13 protein-coding genes are annotated in these 18,393 nt (G+C 60.7%); 10 read left to right on the top strand and 3 right to left on the bottom strand.

The window, feature by feature from the left end; genetic code table 11:
- Window positions 1-127 precede the first annotated feature (127 nt).
- Window positions 128-1,147, top strand: coding sequence for a M42 family metallopeptidase (locus tag DWV58_RS00065; RefSeq protein ID WP_117775938.1), 1,020 nt, complete (start codon window positions 128-130; stop codon window positions 1,145-1,147).
- Window positions 1,148-1,283: 136 nt separating this feature from the next.
- Here DWV58_RS00065 and mnmA read toward each other — a convergent pair whose 3' ends face one another.
- Together mnmA and cysK are read right to left on the bottom strand one after the other, a co-directional pair.
- A complete protein-coding gene (gene mnmA, locus DWV58_RS00060) occupies window positions 1,284-2,507 on the bottom strand; it encodes a tRNA 2-thiouridine(34) synthase MnmA (RefSeq protein WP_255413153.1) in 1,224 nt (407 codons plus the stop codon).
- A 59-nt stretch (window positions 2,508-2,566) separates the two neighbouring features.
- A complete protein-coding gene (gene cysK / locus DWV58_RS00055) occupies window positions 2,567-3,505 on the bottom strand; it encodes a cysteine synthase A (RefSeq protein ID WP_117775796.1) in 939 nt (312 codons plus the stop codon).
- A 253-nt stretch (window positions 3,506-3,758) separates the two neighbouring features.
- On the opposite strand from cysK, the gene DWV58_RS00050 reads away from it, so the two are divergent.
- Window positions 3,759-4,187: an Rrf2 family transcriptional regulator gene (locus DWV58_RS00050; protein ID WP_089572175.1), complete on the top strand. Its 429-nt coding sequence runs from the start codon at window positions 3,759-3,761 to the stop codon at window positions 4,185-4,187.
- A gap of 140 nt (window positions 4,188-4,327) precedes the next feature.
- Here the strand turns inward: DWV58_RS00050 and DWV58_RS00045 are convergent, their stop codons facing one another.
- A complete protein-coding gene (locus DWV58_RS00045) occupies window positions 4,328-4,693 on the bottom strand; it encodes a phage holin family protein (RefSeq protein WP_055250947.1) in 366 nt (121 codons plus the stop codon).
- 322 nt (window positions 4,694-5,015) lie between these two features.
- Here DWV58_RS00045 and DWV58_RS00040 point away from each other — a divergent pair, with 322 nt between their 5' ends.
- From DWV58_RS00040 to DWV58_RS00005, 8 genes are all read left to right on the top strand, one after another.
- Window positions 5,016-5,315: a YerC/YecD family TrpR-related protein gene (locus DWV58_RS00040; protein ID WP_022094855.1), complete on the top strand. Its 300-nt coding sequence runs from the start codon at window positions 5,016-5,018 to the stop codon at window positions 5,313-5,315.
- Window positions 5,316-5,498: 183 nt separating this feature from the next.
- Entirely contained in the window at window positions 5,499-8,651 is a 3,153-nt protein-coding gene (locus DWV58_RS00035; protein WP_117775795.1) for a PD-(D/E)XK nuclease family protein, read from the top strand.
- Between the two features lie 3 nt (window positions 8,652-8,654).
- On the top strand, window positions 8,655-12,278 hold the full coding sequence (locus tag DWV58_RS00030; RefSeq protein WP_117775794.1) for a UvrD-helicase domain-containing protein: 3,624 nt from the start codon (window positions 8,655-8,657) through the stop codon (window positions 12,276-12,278).
- A 194-nt stretch (window positions 12,279-12,472) separates the two neighbouring features.
- Entirely contained in the window at window positions 12,473-12,631 is a 159-nt protein-coding gene (locus DWV58_RS00025) for a DUF3284 domain-containing protein (protein ID WP_117764931.1), read from the top strand.
- An 86-nt stretch (window positions 12,632-12,717) separates the two neighbouring features.
- Window positions 12,718-13,932: an MFS transporter gene (locus DWV58_RS00020; RefSeq protein ID WP_117775793.1), complete on the top strand. Its 1,215-nt coding sequence runs from the start codon at window positions 12,718-12,720 to the stop codon at window positions 13,930-13,932.
- A 483-nt stretch (window positions 13,933-14,415) separates the two neighbouring features.
- Window positions 14,416-15,270: a PRD domain-containing protein gene (locus tag DWV58_RS00015; RefSeq protein ID WP_117564499.1), complete on the top strand. Its 855-nt coding sequence runs from the start codon at window positions 14,416-14,418 to the stop codon at window positions 15,268-15,270.
- 103 nt (window positions 15,271-15,373) lie between these two features.
- Window positions 15,374-16,807, top strand: coding sequence for a PTS transporter subunit EIIC (locus DWV58_RS00010; RefSeq protein WP_233540458.1), 1,434 nt, complete (start codon window positions 15,374-15,376; stop codon window positions 16,805-16,807).
- A gap of 127 nt (window positions 16,808-16,934) precedes the next feature.
- Window positions 16,935-18,356, top strand: coding sequence for a 6-phospho-beta-glucosidase (locus tag DWV58_RS00005; protein WP_117757899.1), 1,422 nt, complete (start codon window positions 16,935-16,937; stop codon window positions 18,354-18,356).
- Window positions 18,357-18,393: the final 37 nt, after the last annotated feature.

Below are 18,393 nucleotides of genomic sequence, written 5' to 3'. Positions count from 1 at the left end.
GGCGGGCGCAGTTCTGGGGAGCTCGATGGGTCATCTCGCTAGGTAAATATTTGTGCGTGATGGTATCGTTGTTGGGGCTTTTACTGATTACGGGATGTTGACTTTGGAGTTGTGGATGGTGTCCCAAATGGATTCTACGCTTGGTTTTATTACTGACCAGCTTAAGGCGCTTACCTCGATTGCTTCGCCTACGGGGTTTACTCGTGCGGCTACTGATTATCTGATGGAGACCCTGCGCGATATGGGGTTTGGGCCTGAGCGTTCTAATAAGGGTAACGTGCTCGTTGAGCTTGGTGGCGAGGGTGAGCCGCTCGTACTGGCGAGCCATGTCGATACCCTGGGCGCCATGGTGCGTTCCATTAAGGACAATGGCCGCTTGCGTCCCACGACGCTCGGCGGGCATCAGTGGTCTACGGCCGATGGCGAGAACTGCACCGTTTACACGCGCGATGGCAATGTCTACACGGGTGTGGTTCTCAATACCGAGCCTTCGGCGCATGTGGCCGATGAGCCGGTCAAGACCATCGAGAAGAACATGGAAATCCTGCTCGACGAGAACGTCGACAGCAAGGACGACGTGCTCGAGCTGGGCATTCAGACCGGAGACATCATCGCTATGGATCCGCGCACCACGGTGACGGAGAGCGGCTACATCAAGAGCCGCTTCCTTGACGACAAGCTGTCCGCGTCGATTCTGCTGGGTCTGGCTCGCGCCGTTGCTGGCGGCGAGGTGACCCTTTCGCGCAAGGTGTCGCTGCTCTTTACCGTGTACGAGGAGGTCGGCCACGGCGGTGCCTTCGTGCCGGCCGACACGCGCGAGATGATCAGCGTGGACATGGGCTGCGTGGGCGACGACCTGGGCTGCACCGAGCGCATGGTGTCGATTTGCGCCAAGGATTCGGGCGGTCCGTACAACTACGACCTGGTGACCACGCTGTCCAACATCGCGCGCGAGCTTGAACTCGATTACGCCATCGATGTGTACCCGCATTACGGCTCGGACGTCGAGGCCACGCTTTCGGCCGGTTACGACATTCGCCATGGCCTGATCGGCCCCGGCGTGTACGCGAGCCACAACTACGAACGCAGCCACACCGACGGTGTGCGCAATACCTACGAGCTGGTTCGCGCCTACGTTCAGCGCTAACGATGCAGCGGCCTCGGCTGGCACAGCAGTACCGACCGAGGCCGTCCTCTCTAAGTTGCGGTGAAATAGGGACTGTTTAAGCGTTTAAAACCGCCAAACAGTCCCTATTTCACCGCAACTTATGAAGGGGATGGGGCTACTTGATGGCGCCGGTCACCGTGCCGCCGCCCAGGACGATGTCGCCGCGGTATATAACGACAGCCTGGCCGGGGGCGATGGCGCGCTGCGGCTCGTCAAAGGTCAGCAACATTTGCCCGTCTTCGCCGCGCGTAAGGATCGCTGCCTGGTCTTTCTGTCGGTAGCGGTACTTGGCGCCCACGCGGATGCCGCCGGCATCCAGCTCGGCTTCCATGTGGTCGGCAGGGGCGCTCCAAATCCAGTCGTTGGCCGTGAGCGCCGTGGCCGTCAGGTCCTCGGCCTCGCCCAGATGCACGGTGTTGTTAGCGGCGTCGACGCCCGTCACATACACGGGATGCGCCATCGCGACGCCCAGGCCTTTGCGCTGGCCGATGGTGTAGCGCAGCGCGCCGTTGTGGCGCCCGACCACGCTGCCGTCGCGCCACACAATGTCGCCCGGTGCAGCGGGATGTCCGCAGCGGCGCTCGATATAGCCCGCGTAGTCACCGTCTGGAATAAAGCAGATGTCCTCGCTTTCGGCCTTCTGGGCGTTGGTAAAGCCCTGCTCGGCGGCAATCCGGCGCACGTCGCGCTCCTTGTCCAGACCCGCCAGCGGAAAAATCGTGCGCGCCAGACGCTCCTGCGTAAGCGAATACAAAAAGTAACTCTGGTCCTTTTTGGGGTCCTCGCCGCGATGCAGCTGCCAGGTGCCGTCTGCCGCCTGGCTTGTTTTGGCGTAATGGCCCGTGGCGATGTAGTCGCAGCCCATGTCCAGCGCTGCATCGAGCAGCGCGCCAAACTTAATGTGGCGGTTGCAGATAATGCACGGATTGGGCGTCAGCCCCTCCTGGTAGGCGTTCACAAAGCGCTCGATCACGTTACGGTCGAAGGTCTGCTGCAAGTCGAGCACGTGATGGGGTATTCCCAGGCGCCCGGCGACGGCCTTTGCATCGGAGATGTCGCGATCGACTTTGCTCATACCTGTTGCGGGGTCGGGCGCGGGGCAGGTGAGGCGCATGGTGGCACCGACACATTCGTAACCCTGACTTTTGAGCAGATACGCGGTCACGCTGGAATCGACGCCGCCGCTCATGGCGACGAGCACGCGCTTGTTGTGCATGGGGAGGTTCTCCTTGGTGGCATGTGGCCAAAAAAGAAAAGCGGCGCGGGAGGCTGGTTCCGCGCCGCAGACATTGTAGCAAGTTCGGGCGTCCTGTGGGACACCCTGTTGGGATGAGCTCAGGCTGCCAGAAGAGAGGGGGGAGACCGGCGTGCCTTGGACTCGTTCTAAGAACGAGAGCTCTAGTCCTGGAAGAGCGCCGTGGACAGGTAACGCTCACCGGTGTCGGCGAGCAGCGCCACGATGGTCTTGCCCTCGTTCTCGGGGCGCTTGGCCAGCTGCAGTGCGGCCCACACGGCGGCGCCGGACGAAATGCCCACGAGCACGCCCTCCTTGTGGCCCACGGCGCGGCCGGTGGCAAAGGCGTCGTCGTTCTCGACGGGGATGATCTCGTCATAGATCTGGGTGTCGAGGACGTCGGGCACAAAGCCGGCGCCGATGCCCTGGATCTTGTGCGGGCCTGCCTGGCCCTTAGAGAGCACCGGGGAAGTGGCGGGCTCGACGGCGACGACCTTAATCTCGGGGTTCTGCTCCTTGAGGAACTCGCCCACGCCGGTCACAGTGCCGCCGGTGCCAACGCCGGCGACGAAGATGTCGACCTTGCCGTCGGTGTCGTCCCAGATCTCGGGGCCGGTCGTGGCCTTGTGGATAGCAGGGTTGGCGGGGTTTATAAACTGGCCGGCGATAATGCTGTTGGGGGTCTCCTTCTGCAGCTCTTCGGCCTTGGCGATGGCGCCCTTCATGCCCTTGGATCCGTCGGTGAGCACGAGCTGTGCGCCGTATGCCTGCATAAGCTTGCGGCGCTCGACGGACATGGTCTCGGGCATGGTGATGATCACCTTGTAGCCGCGGGCCGCCGCCACCGAGGCGATGCCGACGCCGGTGTTACCGCTCGTGGGCTCGATGATGGTGTAGTCGCCGCCGCGCACGAGCTTGCCGGCCTTCTCGGCCTCGTCAATCATGTTCTTGGCGACGCGGTCTTTAACGGACCCGGCGGGGTTGAAGTATTCCAGCTTGACGAGCACGCGGGCCTTGAGGTCCCCATCGGCCTCAAAGTGAGTGAGCTCCAGAAGCGGAGTGTGGCCGATAAGCTGGTCGATAGACGTGTAAACCTTGCTCATGATGAACCTCCAAAGTGTTCAAATTACTGGATACCGTGTGGTTTTACGGTGTGTCTAGCAGCTAAACCCATAAACCTTATAGGTTGTTCGTTTAGCTGTTGGGAAGCATAGTAGACACCAAAGCCTAGTAATGCAATAGGAAATAGGAGATTATTGCAAGTTGATTAACCATCTTGACCGGAACGGGTATTTTCAAAGCCAATTTTTCGGCTAGAATTTCAACGGACTAAAAGACCGAAAGGCAGCACTATATATGTTGGTTTCCACAAAGGGCAGATATGCCCTGCGCGTTATGGTCGACCTGGCCGAGCATCAGGCGGCCGGTCGCATCCCGCTCAAAGAGATCGCGGCGCGCCAGGGGATTTCGGAGAAGTACCTCGAGAATATTCTGGCTACGCTCGTGCGCGCCAACATGCTCTCGGGCATGCGCGGCAAGGGCGGCGGCTATGTGCTCACGCGCCCGCCCGAGCAGTACACGGTGGGCGAGATCTTGCGCCTGACCGAGGGCAGCCTGGCGCCGGTCGCCTGCCTGGATGGCGACTGCAAGGGTTGTTCGCGCTCTGACGAGTGCCCCACGCTCGACGTGTGGAAGAACCTGGACAAGCTCATCAACGACTACCTCGACGGTGTGACGCTTGATCAACTTGTCGCTCCCAACGAAGGCTACGACTACGTGATCTAGCCCACCTGCCATTTGGGGACGGGGTGGAAATGGCAGATTCTCTCGCCCTTTGAGACTTGGCAAATAAGAAGGCCACCCATTTTTGCGATGGGCGGCCTTCGTTTTGGGCTGTTGAGACGGGCGCGGCCGGAATGGCCGTTTTAGCCCTCGGCGATGCTGTCGAGGATGCTGCGCATGATGGACACCAGGATGCTGCCCATAAAGGCCGATCCAAAGCTGGCGATGGAGATACCCGCGCCCAGCAGATTGACCGACAGATAGCTGGCCAGCTCGAGCATAAAGCTGTTGACTACGAGCTGAAAAATACCCAGCGTAATGATCGTGAGCGGCAGCGAGATAACCGTCAGGAACGGCTTGACGAGCGAATCGACGATGTTCAGGAACAGTCCCACGAAGGCGAAACAGACCCAGGCCTCGGCAAAACCGAAGGGCTGGATGCCGGGAACGAGGAACGTGGCAATCGCGATGGCGATCGAGGTAAAGAGCCAGTTAAGCATAAAACGCATGGTGTGAATCCTTTCTTGCGCATGGCGTGGTGAGGGAGCGTGGGGGGCACATGCCTTTGCAACTTGGATGGGTGCGGGGCACGGCCCTGTTTGGGCGCCCATTGTCTCAGATATTCGTGGAGCTTGCGTGCGCATTTGATTTCAAAACGGCGTTCGTCCTGAAAAACGCGCCGCTGGCAGAGAGTCTTGTCGCTTTAGTTTGGTGGTGTGCTACACTGCTACGGGCAAAAGCCATAGGCGTTGCCCTATTGCATAGAACGGGCGAACGATGCCCGATGTCAGTATCAACTTCGATGCCTTTTGGCGGGTTTGGCGGTGATCGATGAATATCGAGAACATGTTTGACAAGCCTGATGTCAAGCAGCTGGTCCACGCATTTAGCCTTTTGGACGACGAGAAAGATATCCAAGCGTTTTTGACCGATATCTGCACGCCGCGCGAGATTTGCGATCTATCGCAGCGTCTGCAGGTCGCGCGTTATCTGGACGAGGGCGAGCCCTATGTCGAGGTTCAGGCGCGTACCGGCGCTTCGTCCACCACGGTGAGCCGTGTGTCCAAGGCGCTCAACGGCGAGTACGGTGGCTACCGCAAAATCCTCATTAAGCTGGAGGATGGCGAGTAGGCCGCGCCAAAAACGAATTGTGCAAAACCGCTCCTCCGGGGGCGGTTTTTATATGCCCGCAATCGGCTGGTGCGTTGGGGTCAGGTTGCTTTGCACCAAAACATGGAGCTGAGGTAGCAATCTGTCCGCGTGGGCGGGTAGGATGGAAGCATTGAATATTGCGAACGGTTTGAGTGGAGGACCATGCCTGTTCGAATCTATACCACCAACGCCGGCGCGGATTTGAGCGATGCCGAGGCGGCGCTGCTTGCCGACCTTATTGCCCGCCACGGGCGTGCCGTGCTGCTGGCGCCAACGTTTGCCGAGCTCGACCTGTGCCGTCATGATGCGGCGGAAGCCGGCGTTTCGCTGGGTATTGACTACAAGACGCCTACATCGTGGCTTCGCTCGCTTTGGGAGCTTTTGGGCGACGGGCGCGGTTTCGTCGACAACCTGCAGCGCCAGATGCTGTTTTCGGACATGGTAGCGCGTCTCGACGACGCCGACCTGCAGCCGCTTTCGCGCAGCCAGGGCACGGTGCGTATGCTCGCGCGTATGGCTCGCGATGTGCTGCCGGGTGTGGCAGGGACAGGTGCCGAGCGTTGCTGCGACAACGTTTGCAAGCCCAAGCCCAGAAGCGACGCCGAGGCTCGCGTGTTTGAACTTTTGTGCGCCTATGCGCGCGGTTTGGACCGTCGAGATATGGTCGAGCCCTGCGAGGCGGCTGACATTATGGCCGGCGCTTTGGCCGACAACCTGCCGGGGTGCGCCCGCGCCGTTTGCGTGCGCGGCGTCACGTCATTTACGTATAGCCTGCTCGAGCTGCTGTCCGCCGTGGCAAACAACGGGGGAGAGGTTGTCGTGCTGCTTGCCCGCGAGCAAGCGGCGATGCGCGAGGAGCTTGCCGCGGCATTTGATGTCCGCGGTGTGCTGTTTGAGATCGCGCCGCTGGACGAGGATGCCGGCGCTCCCGCGATTGCTCCAAAGTCCGTCGTACGTCCTGCCTTTGTGGAAGTCGCCGGGCCCCATGCCCGTGCCCGTGTCTATGCGGACGTCATCGATAAGATGGTGAAAGCGCGCAAGGAGTCCAAGGTCAACGATGCCGCCTCCGCACCCGTCGATCCCGTGCGCGTACTCGTGGTGTCCGCCCGGGCACCCCAGCTGTTCGGCGAGCTTGCCGCTCGTTTGGCGGCGCGCCACGTTGCTGCCGAGACGGCCGAGTTCACGGCGTTTTCCCAATCCATTGCGGGCAGGCAGTTCACGGCGCTCGCCAACCTGATCGAGCGTATGAAGGCCGCCGACGAAGGGGCAGCTTCTAAGACTGAGTGGTGGCCCGCTCCGGAGCTTACCGACTGGATTTACAGCCCGCTTTCGGGTGCCGACGCCGCCAGCGCGCGCACGTTCGACAAGAATATGCGACTGTCGCGCAGCAAGACCACTGCGGGCGTCAAGAGCCTGCTGCAGAGCGTGCAGGGCCAGGTGAGGGGCGCGCGTAAAGCGGCGAGCGACGAGAACTGGTTTAAGAGCGTGCCGTGCGTGATCTCGGACGTGTTCCAGGCGCTGTGGCGCGACAAACCCGTGACGGCGCTCAAGGCCATGCTTGCCGTTGCCGAGGCACTGCCCGATCGCGCACTTGGCGGTCTCGACGGTCAGGCCCGTCGCCAGGCGGAGGTGGCCCTGCTGCGCCACGTCATCGACATCCTTATGAATGGCGCCCGTGCGCTCGACGTGTCGCAGGCCGCGACCGTGCCCGTGCTCGATGACATTCGAACCAAGGTGGACAAGCGTAGCGCCGCCTACGATTACGAGACCTACGAGGTTGACCGTGCGCCACGCGCCCAGGTTCGCTTTGCTTCGCTTGCCGATGCGGCGGCTCTGCGCCCCGGCAGCTACGATGCCGTGCTGTTTGCCGATGTCGATCTGGACAGCTATCCGCTCTCACACGAAGAGGGGCCGCTGACCACGCTGACGGCGAGCCTCGGTCGCGAGGACGTGACGCTTGAGCCTGCGGCCTTGCTGCGCGCACGTTTTGGCCGCGCGATACAAGCGTCGCGTGGTCCGGTTACGCTCGCCCGTGTGACCCACGATCGTCAGGCGCGCGAGTGCTATCCGGCGGCCGTGTGGACCGAGTTGTGGGCGCATGCCGAGGCCGCTAACGATGCTAAGGCCGCTGACGCCGACAAGGCCGCTGACGACGCTAAGGCCGTTGGCGCCGACAAGGCGAAGTGTGTGGGTGAGGGCGATATCGTAAGGGACTTCGATCCCGCGGCAGGCGAAGGTCTTAGGCGCGAGCGCGTGACCTGCGAAGCCCCCCAGCATCTGAGCGATGAAGCCATTCCGTATCTGGTCCTGCGTCGTCGCGATGGCGAGGGCGAGGATGCGCCGCTGGTGCCGCGCCTGACGTCTGCCTCGCAGATCGAGGCCTATTCGACCTGCCCGCTATGCTGGTTCGTCTCGTACCGCGTGAAGCCCCAGTCGATCGACGCTGGCTTTGGCAATATGGAGAAGGGCAACTTTGTCCACGACGTGCTGGAACACTTGCATGCCCGTCTGCCCCAGGAGGGCATGGAGCGCGTGACACCCATGAATCTGCCACGCGCGAAGGAGCTGCTGCGCGAGGTCTTTGACGAGACCTTGGCCGAGCATGCGGGCAAGCGCGGTACCGAGGGCCCGCTCGTGCCGCTCTCCCCGGTGGAGGAGCGCCAGGTGGCCGAGATTTTGCCGCAGCTGGAAGGCGTTCTTGCCTACGAGTCCGAGGCGCTCGCGCCCTTCGCGCCGCGCTACCTGGAGTTTGCGTTCAACGAGCTCCAGGTCGAGTATGCCGGCTGGCCGCTCGGCGGGCGCATCGACCGCGTGGATGTGGATGCCGAGAATCGCGCCGTGGTAATCGACTACAAGCATCGCACGGGCGTTGAGGAGTTTAAACTCGCCGACCCCACGGTGCGCGACGAGGAATCGGGCGAGGCCGCCATCGACGACCCGCGGTGGCTGCCGCCCCATACCCAGACGCTTATCTATGCGCAGGCCATGCGCCGGGCGCTGGATCTGGATGCCCGTGCGGCGCTCTATTTTTCGACCAAGGGCGGCAAACCGGCGCTGCGCGGCGCCGCGAGTGCCGAGCTGCTCGAGGAGGAGCGTGGTGACGGCCGCATCCCGGGGCTTAAGAAGGGCTTTCCCGGCGAGGGTGGCAGCATGGACTTCGACGCCCTGCTCGATCGCGTGGAGGCCGGCATCGCCGAGCGCCTGCACGAACTCGAGGCAGGCGACGTTGCCGCCGTCGACCCGACGTCGGCTCAGGCCGCGCATGCGCGCTGCTCGTATAACCACGAAGGAACGTTTGTAAGGAGGGACGTGTAGACCATGGATCTTTCGACTTTGATGCCGCAACAGCTGCAGATCGTCAAAACGCTCGACCGTCCGCTGTTTGTCTCGGCGGGTGCCGGTTCGGGCAAGACCTTTACCCTCACGCGCCGCATCGTCTACGCGCTCTCGCCCGAATCCGGTCCGTTCGTTGAGCATCTGGACCAGGTGCTCGCCATTACCTTTACCAAAGATGCCGCGGCCGAGATTCGCGACCGCGTGCGTCGCGCGCTTATCGAAGAGGGTATGGACGAGGAGGCCCTGACCGTCGACGACGCTTGGATCTCGACCATTCACGGTATGTGTTCGCGCATCCTGCGCGCGCATGCGTTGGAGCTGGGCATCGATCCCGAGTTCACGGTGCTTACCGATACCGATGAGCTTATGGATCAGGCTGTCGAGCATGTGCTGGGGCGCGCGACGGCGCCCGATGCCGCGCCTGAGCTCGCCGCCTCGCTTAAGGCCCTCTACGCTTGGTATCCCATGGCGGGCGAGGGCGGGCCGTTTGGCGCCGGTACCACCATCAAAGGTCTGGTGCGCGACCTGCTGGAGCTATCGAGCCAGCTGCCGGGCGGCATGGACGATGTGTGCGTGGCGCGCGGCCAGGCCGACACCTCTGCGCTTGCCGACGCCTATCGCGCGGCGTTGGGTGCGAGCAAGGCCGCGACCGAGAAAGCGCAGGTGGCACACGATGCCATCGACGCGTTTGAGGCGAGCGGCAAAACCATGGAGGATGCAGCGCGACTCATGATGTCGTTCAGCATGCCTCGGGCGAGCAAGGCGTTTCCTAAGGAGCAGGTGGAGCTGCTCAAGGCCGAGGCTGCCGATGCGTTTATCAATATCGTGCTGGCCTGCGGTGGTCCCGCGCTCGATGCGCTGGTGGGCCTGGCCCGTTCCGTGGAGGCTGAGTATCGCGCGCTGAAGGCCGGCCAGTCCGCGCTCGATAACAACGACCTACTGCGTATGGCGTACGAGGCGCTGCGCGACTACCCGGCTATTCGAGCGGCCTATGAGGGTCGCTTTAAGATGGTCATGATCGATGAGTTCCAGGATACCGACCAGATGCAGGTCGATTTGATCCGTTACCTGACGGGCGCGGGGGAGCGCGCACTGTGCACCGTAGGCGATGCGCAGCAGTCGATCTACCGCTTCCGTGGTGCCGAGGTCGAGGTGTTCCGTCGCCAGGAGCGCAAGGTGGGTTCGACGACGGCGCCCGAGACGGTCGCCACGTCCGATGCCCCCGCCGGCGAGCTCGTCAAGCTTGTACGCAACTTCCGCAGCCACGACGAGGTGCTGCGCTATGTGGCGCGCGTCTTTGACGGCGACACCGGTGGTTTGATGCAGGGGTTCTTGGATCTTGAACCGAGCGACGAACGCGAGGACAAGCTCAAGGCGAAGGCATCGCGCCGCCAGGCGATCTTCGTTGCCGGTGGCAGTACGCAGGAGCGAACGCAGGCGAAAGCTCGTGCGATTGCGGAGCGATTCCAAGCACTCGTTAAAGCGGGCCAGCCCCAGGGCAGCATGGTCCTGCTGCTGGGCCGCATGACCAACGCCGATGTCTATGCGCAGGCCTTCCGCGACCAGGGGCTCGACTGCGTCATCGCGGGCGGCTCGGTCTTTGCCCAGGCTGCCGAGGTCCAAACGGTGCGTGCCCTGGTGTGCGCGCTTGCTAACCCGGCCGATACGGCGCAGGGTCTTATGCCGCTGCTGGCCTCGCCGATGTTTGCGCTCGGCGCTCAGGAGTTCCTGGCGCTGGCGACCAAGCTGGACGACCAGACGGGGGAGACCTCGCGCCGCAACATCGACGTGGGCATCATGAGCGATTGCGATGTGCCGGGGCTGCGGAATCTGCCGCTGCTGACGCGCGCCCGCGAGGTGCTGCGCTATGCGCTTCGTCGCGTGGGGCGCGATTCGTTCGCCGCCATCGCGCGCGATACTGTCAACGCCTCCGGCTGGTTTGTGCGTCTGGCGCAGCGTGGTCCCGAGGGCAAGGCCATCGCCGCCAACGTGCTCAAGGCGCTCGACGCCGTGGCCGAGGCGGAGGCTGAGCTCGGCAATTCTCCGCGCTCCATCGCGCTCGCCTTCGACCGCTTCCTGGCGGGCAAGGAGGCCCCGGGCGCGCTCAACGAGGAGGGCGACGGCGCGGTGCGCATCATGACGGTGCATGCGTCCAAGGGTCTGGAGTATCCGGTCGTAGCGGTTGCCGAGTGTTTTGGCGTGCGCAAATCGTCCGGTGCGGCTCAGATGGGGCGTGTCGAGGGTGGAGCGCAGGTCGTGGCGCTGCCGGCACGCTTCGACGGCGTTAAACTCGCGGACGGCACGTTCGTAAAGGGCGATGACGTCAAAAAGCAGTTTGAGCATGCGTTTAAGGGTAAGGGCACGTCGCTATGGTTGCCGCCGGAGCTCATGGAGGATGTCTGCGCGACGGGTTCTCCCGCCGAGGCATTCGTTCGCCTGCGCAACGACGACCTGCAGCTTTCGCTCGAGGAGCGGGCTCGCTTGCTCTATGTCGCCATGACGCGAGCGCGCGAGCTGGTCATTCTGGCGATGGATGTCGGCGTGAGCCGCGGCAAGGTGACGGCGCCGACCTTCGATGTCGAGACGGATCTGACCTACGACGTGCTGCGCCGCATCCTGCCGACCGACAGCCTGGACATACCGCAGCTCGATAGCGACCGTTTGGTGTTCGACAACTCCAAGCCGGGCGACTACGAGCTCATCTCGCTGGCGGACTTTACGTTTGGCGAGCAGGCGTTTGAGGTCAACGCTTCGCTGGATGTCGAGGGCAGGCTTGTCCGCGGCGATGCGGAGCCGGAGGGTGCCGGTGCGGATGCCCACGCCGCTGTTCCCGGTCCAGCCGACCCCGAGCCCGATGCGTTTGAGCTCGTGTATCCCCAAGCGGTGGGCGTGCGCATGGGCACCTGCCCGTATCCGGCGCGCGATTCGTACAGCTACTCGTCAATTGCCGCGGCGCTGCATGCCGAGTCCGAGGACCGAGCCGCCGAGGCGCATGTGCCCATGGACGAGGCTGGCGATGATGCGGAGTCGGATGGTTCCGAGATGACGGATGCAGACGTGGCCGCCGTTGAGCCCGCCGGCAACCCCATGGCGCTGGGCTCGGCGTTCCATGCCGCCTGCCAGTGGCTGATCGAGATGGGTGCCGATGAGCTGCCCGCCGCGCGTGCCGATGCGCTGGCGCGTCTGTGGCGCCTGACGCCGGAGCAGCGCGAGCGCTTCGACGTTGCCCTGGACCGCTGGCTCAAGTCGGCGGTCCGTGCCGAGCTGCTTGCCTGGCCGTGCGTTCGCGCCGAGGTGCCGTTCTTTTCGCTGGGCTGCGAGGACGAGGACATCGCTCGCTACGGTGCATATGCCGAGGGCGCCATCGACGCTTTGACGACGAACCCGGCGGATTCGTCACGCGCGCTGGTCATCGACTACAAGACGGGCGGCACACCGGACGAGACGCCGGAACAGCTGCAGGAGAAGCACGCCCTGCAGGCGCGCGTTTACGCTGATGTTCTGCACAAGGCGGGCTTTGAGGCCGTGACCGTCAAGTTCGTCCGCGTGGAGCAGGCCGATCCCGCCAACCCCTGCGAGCCCCAGGTGGTCACCTACAACCTCTAACCCTCAACAACCTGCGGTGGAATCCCTATCGATTCCACCGCAGTCTTTTTGGACGGGGCTCTTTTAGCTACTTTGGGCAAACCCACACGGCCGCCCCGGAATAAAGCCCTCAATCGTCCAAATAGCACCGCAACGCATGGGAGAGTCTGGGACGGTACAATAGCCCGAACGGTTCAAACGAATAAGGAGCTATCATGCAGCTCACCAAAACGCTTGAGGTGACGCCGGAGGAGCTTTTTGACGCTCTGGCGGGGTCCATCATGCAGGATATCGAGAACGCCACGGGCAAGTGTCCCAGCCGCAACAAGCTCAACGGCTATAAGTACGAGAAGCGCCCATACCGCAAAAGGTAAGGTGACTCTTCATCGGAAACCGTGAACGCTTCGGGTTTTGAGTCAGTAGCGAACAGCCCGACAAAAAATGTTGTTGGAAGTGCCAAATGAATAAGAATGCCGCTACGCAACTGCACATCTATTCCGCCTTTTTCGTTCTCGCGGGATTTGTTTTAAATCGGGGAGTGTTTCTACTTTTCCTTGCGGATAAAGGAATGTCTGTCACGGAAATCGCGCTTTATCAAGCCCTGTACAACATTGCAACGGTCGTCCTCGAGCTGCCAACAGGGCTGGTAGGCGATTTCTTTGGAAAGAAGTTCTCGATTCAAGTGGGCGTTCTGCTTCTTTTCTTCCATACGGCTGGCATGCTGTTGCTCTCAGGCCCCTTTCTCGTCGCGCTTTCCCTTGTCGAGGCACTCGCCTACTCCCTTCAATCGGGATCCGAACAAGCACTTTTATATGAAATTGCCCGAAATGCCGGTCAAGGAGAGCGCTTCCTCACCATCAACGCTCGGCTGCTTGCCGCGCAATCAATCGCGACGGGAGTGGCAATCGTACTTGGATCATTCATTGCCCAAGTATCTTGGAGTGCCCTCTACGTATGCGTTTCCGTTTTCTATCTCCTGCAGCTTTTCCTTCTGTATCCCATTGAGAGGATGGAAACGACCCATTCCAAAAACTCTGGGGAGGAAAGGTTTGACGTAGCCAAGATCTTCAGACGCGAAACCTGGAGCATTGGAGAATCCGCTTTTGCGGTGTTGCTTCTTCTAATCGGCACAAGCATGCTCGATGGATTCTATGGGAGTTATTACAACTTGAATCAGTTGGTATTCGACGCATTTGATGCTCCCGTCTCCATAATAGGAATCTTTTTCGGTGCATCCTATGCAGTAAATGCGACGGCCTACATTGCAGCAGATTTCTTCTCATCGCGTTTCGGGAAAAGAAATACCATGCTCGGCTCGATGCTAATCGAGGCCGGTCTTTTCATGATTCTTCCGTGGTTCGCTTCAAATCCGCTGTGTTTGTTTGGCCTTAGCATGGTGCTTTGTTTTCTCCCAGAAGTGGTGTACATCACTTCGGAAAACTTAATCCAAGACGCGATAGCGGACGATCTCCGCGCGACGATCCTTTCCGTCGCGTCTCTGGTAAGGGCTCTCTTTTCTGCAATGTTTTTCTCCATATTTGGATATGTGTTGGGGTTATATCCCATTCAGATAGCGCTCGGTGTTATTGGCGCAATCGCGATAGCAATTACCGCCGTTGTTTCTTTAAATGCAGGCGCGCGTCTATTCGGATGTTCTGCACAAGGCGGGCTTTAAGACGGTGACGGTCAAGTTCGTCCGCGTGGAGCAGTCCGATCCCTCCAACCCCGCCGAGTCCCAGGTGGTCACCTACAACCTCTAGCTCACCAGGGCCGTCCGCACGCCCAGTCTCCCCATAACTTGCGGTGAAATAGTTCCTGTTTTACGGCCCAGCTGGCTCCAGCAGGAACTATTTCACCGCAACTCAGAATCAGTCGGGGGTGCGGATTACGCGGATGAAGTTGCCAATCAAGGGTGCGGATTACGCAAATTTACACTTGACGTTCATCTCGGGTGGGCCTATAAATACATGTGATGGGTTGTTATCCCTTTGGGGAGCATGGCCATCCGGATTCCGTTCGTTATTCAATTGCACATATATTCGGGTGTCACTTTAGGGCATGACCGTAGGCAAGTAGGGTGCTGCTTTCTGCCGAGGTCATGCCCTTTTTGTTCAGCTCCGAATGAGTGCCCTATCATCAAGAGAGGAGGTGCATCGATATGCTGGCGATCAGAAAGCTCAACAATAACGCCGTGATTTGTCGAGATAGTCGCGGTCGCGAGGTCGTGGCGCTCGGCAAGGGTGTCGGCTTCGGTGGTGACTTCCCCCGGGAGCTCGCGATGGACCATATCGAGCGCACGTTCTATAGCATCGATGCCGAGGGGCAGCGTATCATGCAGGATCTTCCTGCCGATGTGGTGCTGTTTACGGCAAAGATCATGGATATTGTAGAGAACGAGCTGCCTTACGAACTCAGTCCCAACGCCGTGCTCATCATGGCCGACCATATCGCCTTTGCGATTGCGCGGCAGAGGAAGGGCATTCGTTTTGATATGCCCCTTACCTATGATGTGCAGCAGCTTTATCCGCTGGAATACAAAATCGGCCGCTACATTACCGCGCGCGTGCGGCAGGAGTTGGGCGTCGAGCTGCCGCGCGAAGAGGTGGCAAGCATCGCCATGAATCTGGTCAATGCAAAGACTGGGGCAGAGGTTACTGTGGCAAGCGATCGCGCCCAATCGTTTGAGCGCCTGCTCAACGATGTCACTGATATCGTCGAGTACGATTTCCGTACCATCATCGATCGGGAGTCTTTTGAGTTCTCACGGTTTGCGACACACGTGCAGTATCTGTTCAAGCGTATCAAGGGTAACGATAGCCTCAGCAGCGCCAATTTGCCGCTTTATGCGAATTCGCGCGAGGAGTTTCCCGAGCTTGCGCAATGCATCGACCACATCTGTACCTATATGAAGCGGGAATGGCATACGGAGCTCACCGACGAGGAGAAGCTTTACTTCATGCTCCATGTCAACCGTATCTGTACGAAGGCGGAATCCGGCACAGCCGGACGCTGACAACCCAGGCCAGAAGGATTGTAACCTGTGTTAGGGCAGGGCATGACCTCCGAAAGTACGAGAACCATCTCGTGCCACGACGATTCGTGGCGTAAAAGGAGGAATGATGACTAACTATCAAAAACTCGCCCAAAGAATCATCGAAGAGGTGGGCGGCAAGGCGAATGTTTCAAGCGCGACGCATTGCATGACGCGTCTGCGCCTCGTTCTTAAGGACGAGGGGCTTGCAGATGACGCCAAGCTCAATGCGATTCCCGAAGTGATTAGCGTGGTGCACGCTGGCGGCCAGGTGCAGCTCGTAATCGGGCCGACCGTCGACAAGGTCTACGGCGCGGTATGCAGGGAAGGCGGCTTTGAAGTCCAGACGGCGATTGATGAAGATCTGGACGCAGCAGAGAGGCTTCCCTGGAAGGAGCGGTTCGCTCCGAAGCGCATCGGCAATCTGATTCTCGATGCGGTGAGCGGCTCTATCGCTCCCATTCTGCCCGTGTTCTGCATCGCGGGTATCTTCCGCATGTTCACCATTTTGCTTGGTCCGGAAGGCGCGGGCCTTCTAGCCGCGGAGGGCAGCATGTACCGGCTCTTCACCTTGGTGGGAGACGCGGCATATTACTTCCTGCCGATCTTCGGTGCCTATGCGGCGGCCAAGAAGTTCCAGACGAGTCCTGTGCTCGCGCTCATGACGGCTGCTATTATGATTCATCCGAGCATGCTCGCTATCGTCGAGGAGGGCGCTCCGTTCGACGTCTACGGCATCCCCATGACGCTGGTGAATTACACACAGTCGGTGCTTCCCATCATCCTTATCGTGTGGATTCAGTCCTACGTAGAGGGGCTTATCAAGAAGCATTGCCCTGACATGCTGCGCATCCTCGTGATTCCAGTGGGGACCATGCTCATCATGCTGCCGCTTGCACTCTGCGTCTTCGGCCCCGCCGTCTCCTTCATTATGGGCATCATCGCCGATATCATCATCTGGCTCGGCGCGAACGCCGGTCCGCTGTGCGGTCTGGTGGTCGGTGCGACGTGGAACCTCGTGATCGCTACCGGCATGCATGTGCCGATTCTCACCGCTATGATGCCCGGCTGGCTTGAGGTGGGCTATGACGCCGTGTGCACTCCGGGTACGACGGTGGTTGTTTACGTGACGCTTGCGGTCGCGCTCGCCTACGGCATCCGTGCAAAGGGCAAGGCTAACCGTCAGCTCGGTTGGACTACCTTCGCTACCTATGCGCTCGGCCGCGTATCCGAGCCCATCATTTACGGCATCCTCTTGCGCGATAAGAAGGCGCTCGCTTGGTCGATGATCGGCGGCGCGGCCGGCGGCCTTGCATGCGGTCTGCTCAACGCGCGCATCTTCGTCTTCTCGGGAGTCGGCTTCCCGTGGATGAACGTCATCAAGTTCAGCCAGGACATCATTCCGGGCGCCATCAGCTGCGCGATTGGCTTTGCGGTGACATTCGCCCTCTGCATGGTCTTTGGCTTCGACAATCGCGAATCGGGCGAGAAGGAAGCCGAGGAGGCCCTTGAGGCTTAAGCGCTGCATCTAGAAGGGTGCCTTAGCGCAACGAGTCTCTTCTCGGAACTGGGGCCCCATGAACCCGGACGGGCACCGCTGCATGGTGGTGCCCGTTCGCACTAAAAGCAAGATAAGGAGGACTCCCATGCCATTGCGTTCTGATTTCCTCTGGGGCGGCGCGCTTTCCGCCAACCAGTGTGAGGGTGCCTGGGACGAGGGCGGGCGGGGGCTCGCCAACGCGGATCTTCTGCCGTACGGGCGGGACCGTCTCGCCGTCATCAGGGGTGACGACGTTCCGCTCGAGCCGCTGTCCGACCATTACTACCCGGCCCAACAGGCCATCGATTTCTATCATCATTACCGCGAGGACATCGCGCTCTTCGGCGAGATGGGCTTCAAGGCTCTGCGCCTCTCCATCGCATGGAGCCGTATATTCCCCAACGGGGATGACTCCGAACCCAACGAGCAGGGCCTCGCGTTCTATGAGGATGTGTTTCGCACCTGCCTCGAACAGGGCATCGAGCCGGTGGTGACGCTCAACCACTATGACGTGCCCATGCATCTTGTTACGGCATACGGCGGTTGGCGCAACCGCGCTCTCGTGGGCATGTTTGAGCGCTTCGCTCGCACTGTGTTCGCACGTTACCGCAATCAAGTGCGCTCTTGGCTCACGTTCAACGAGATCAACATCATGACCTCTGCGTGCTTCATGGCGGCAGGCATCGTGTTTGATGAGGGGGAGGACCGCTACGTCTCCGTTCATAACGCGGTGCATCACGTGCTCGTGGCGAGTGCTTGCGCGGTGCGCGCCTGCCATGAGATCATCCCTGGTGCGCAAATCGGCTGCATGCTCAATGCGGGTATTTTCTATCCTGCTACCTGCAACCCTGCCGACGTTAAAACGGCTCAGGACGAGAATCGCAAGCACTACATGTTCACCGACGTGCAGGTGCGCGGCCACTATCCGTGCTACATGCTCACGGAGTATGAGCGTCAAGGGTTCGCGATTCCTTGGGCGGAGGGCGATGAGGAGGTCCTTGCGCAGAATCCGGTGGACTTCGTGGGCTTCTCTTACTACTCGACGCGCGTGGCGCAGGCAAACACCGAGGGGCAGTTCGACTCCAATCTACTCAAGAGTGCCCCCAACCCTTACCTCAAGATGGAGCCATGGGGCAGATTCATCGATCCCGCAGGGCTGCGCATCACCATGAACGACATATACGACCGGTACGAAAAGCCGCTCTTTATCGTGGAGAACGGTCTCGGAGCCCCGGATGAGCCGGATCAGAACGGCTTTGTGGATGATGGATACCGTATCGATTACCTGCGCGAGCACATCCAGGCTATGAAGGACGCCGTCGAAATCGACGGGGTGGACCTCCTGGGCTACACGTGCTGGGGACCGATCGATCTGGTTTCGGTCGCAACGGGCCAGATGCGCAAGCGCTACGGTTTCATTTATGTCGACCTCGATGACGAAGGACACGGCACACGTCGGCGCAGCAAGAAAAGATCGTTCGAGTGGTATCGCAAGGTAATTGCCTCAAACGGCGAGGACCTGAGCTGAGCTTTCCTCAGGGGCCGGACCGCGACATGGGGTCGCG

Source organism: Collinsella sp. AF11-11, assembly GCF_003465485.1.
Lineage (GTDB): Bacteria > Actinomycetota > Coriobacteriia > Coriobacteriales > Coriobacteriaceae > Collinsella.
Note: the sequence above shows the minus strand (reverse complement) of the source record. Positions and strands in the feature narration are given on the sequence as shown.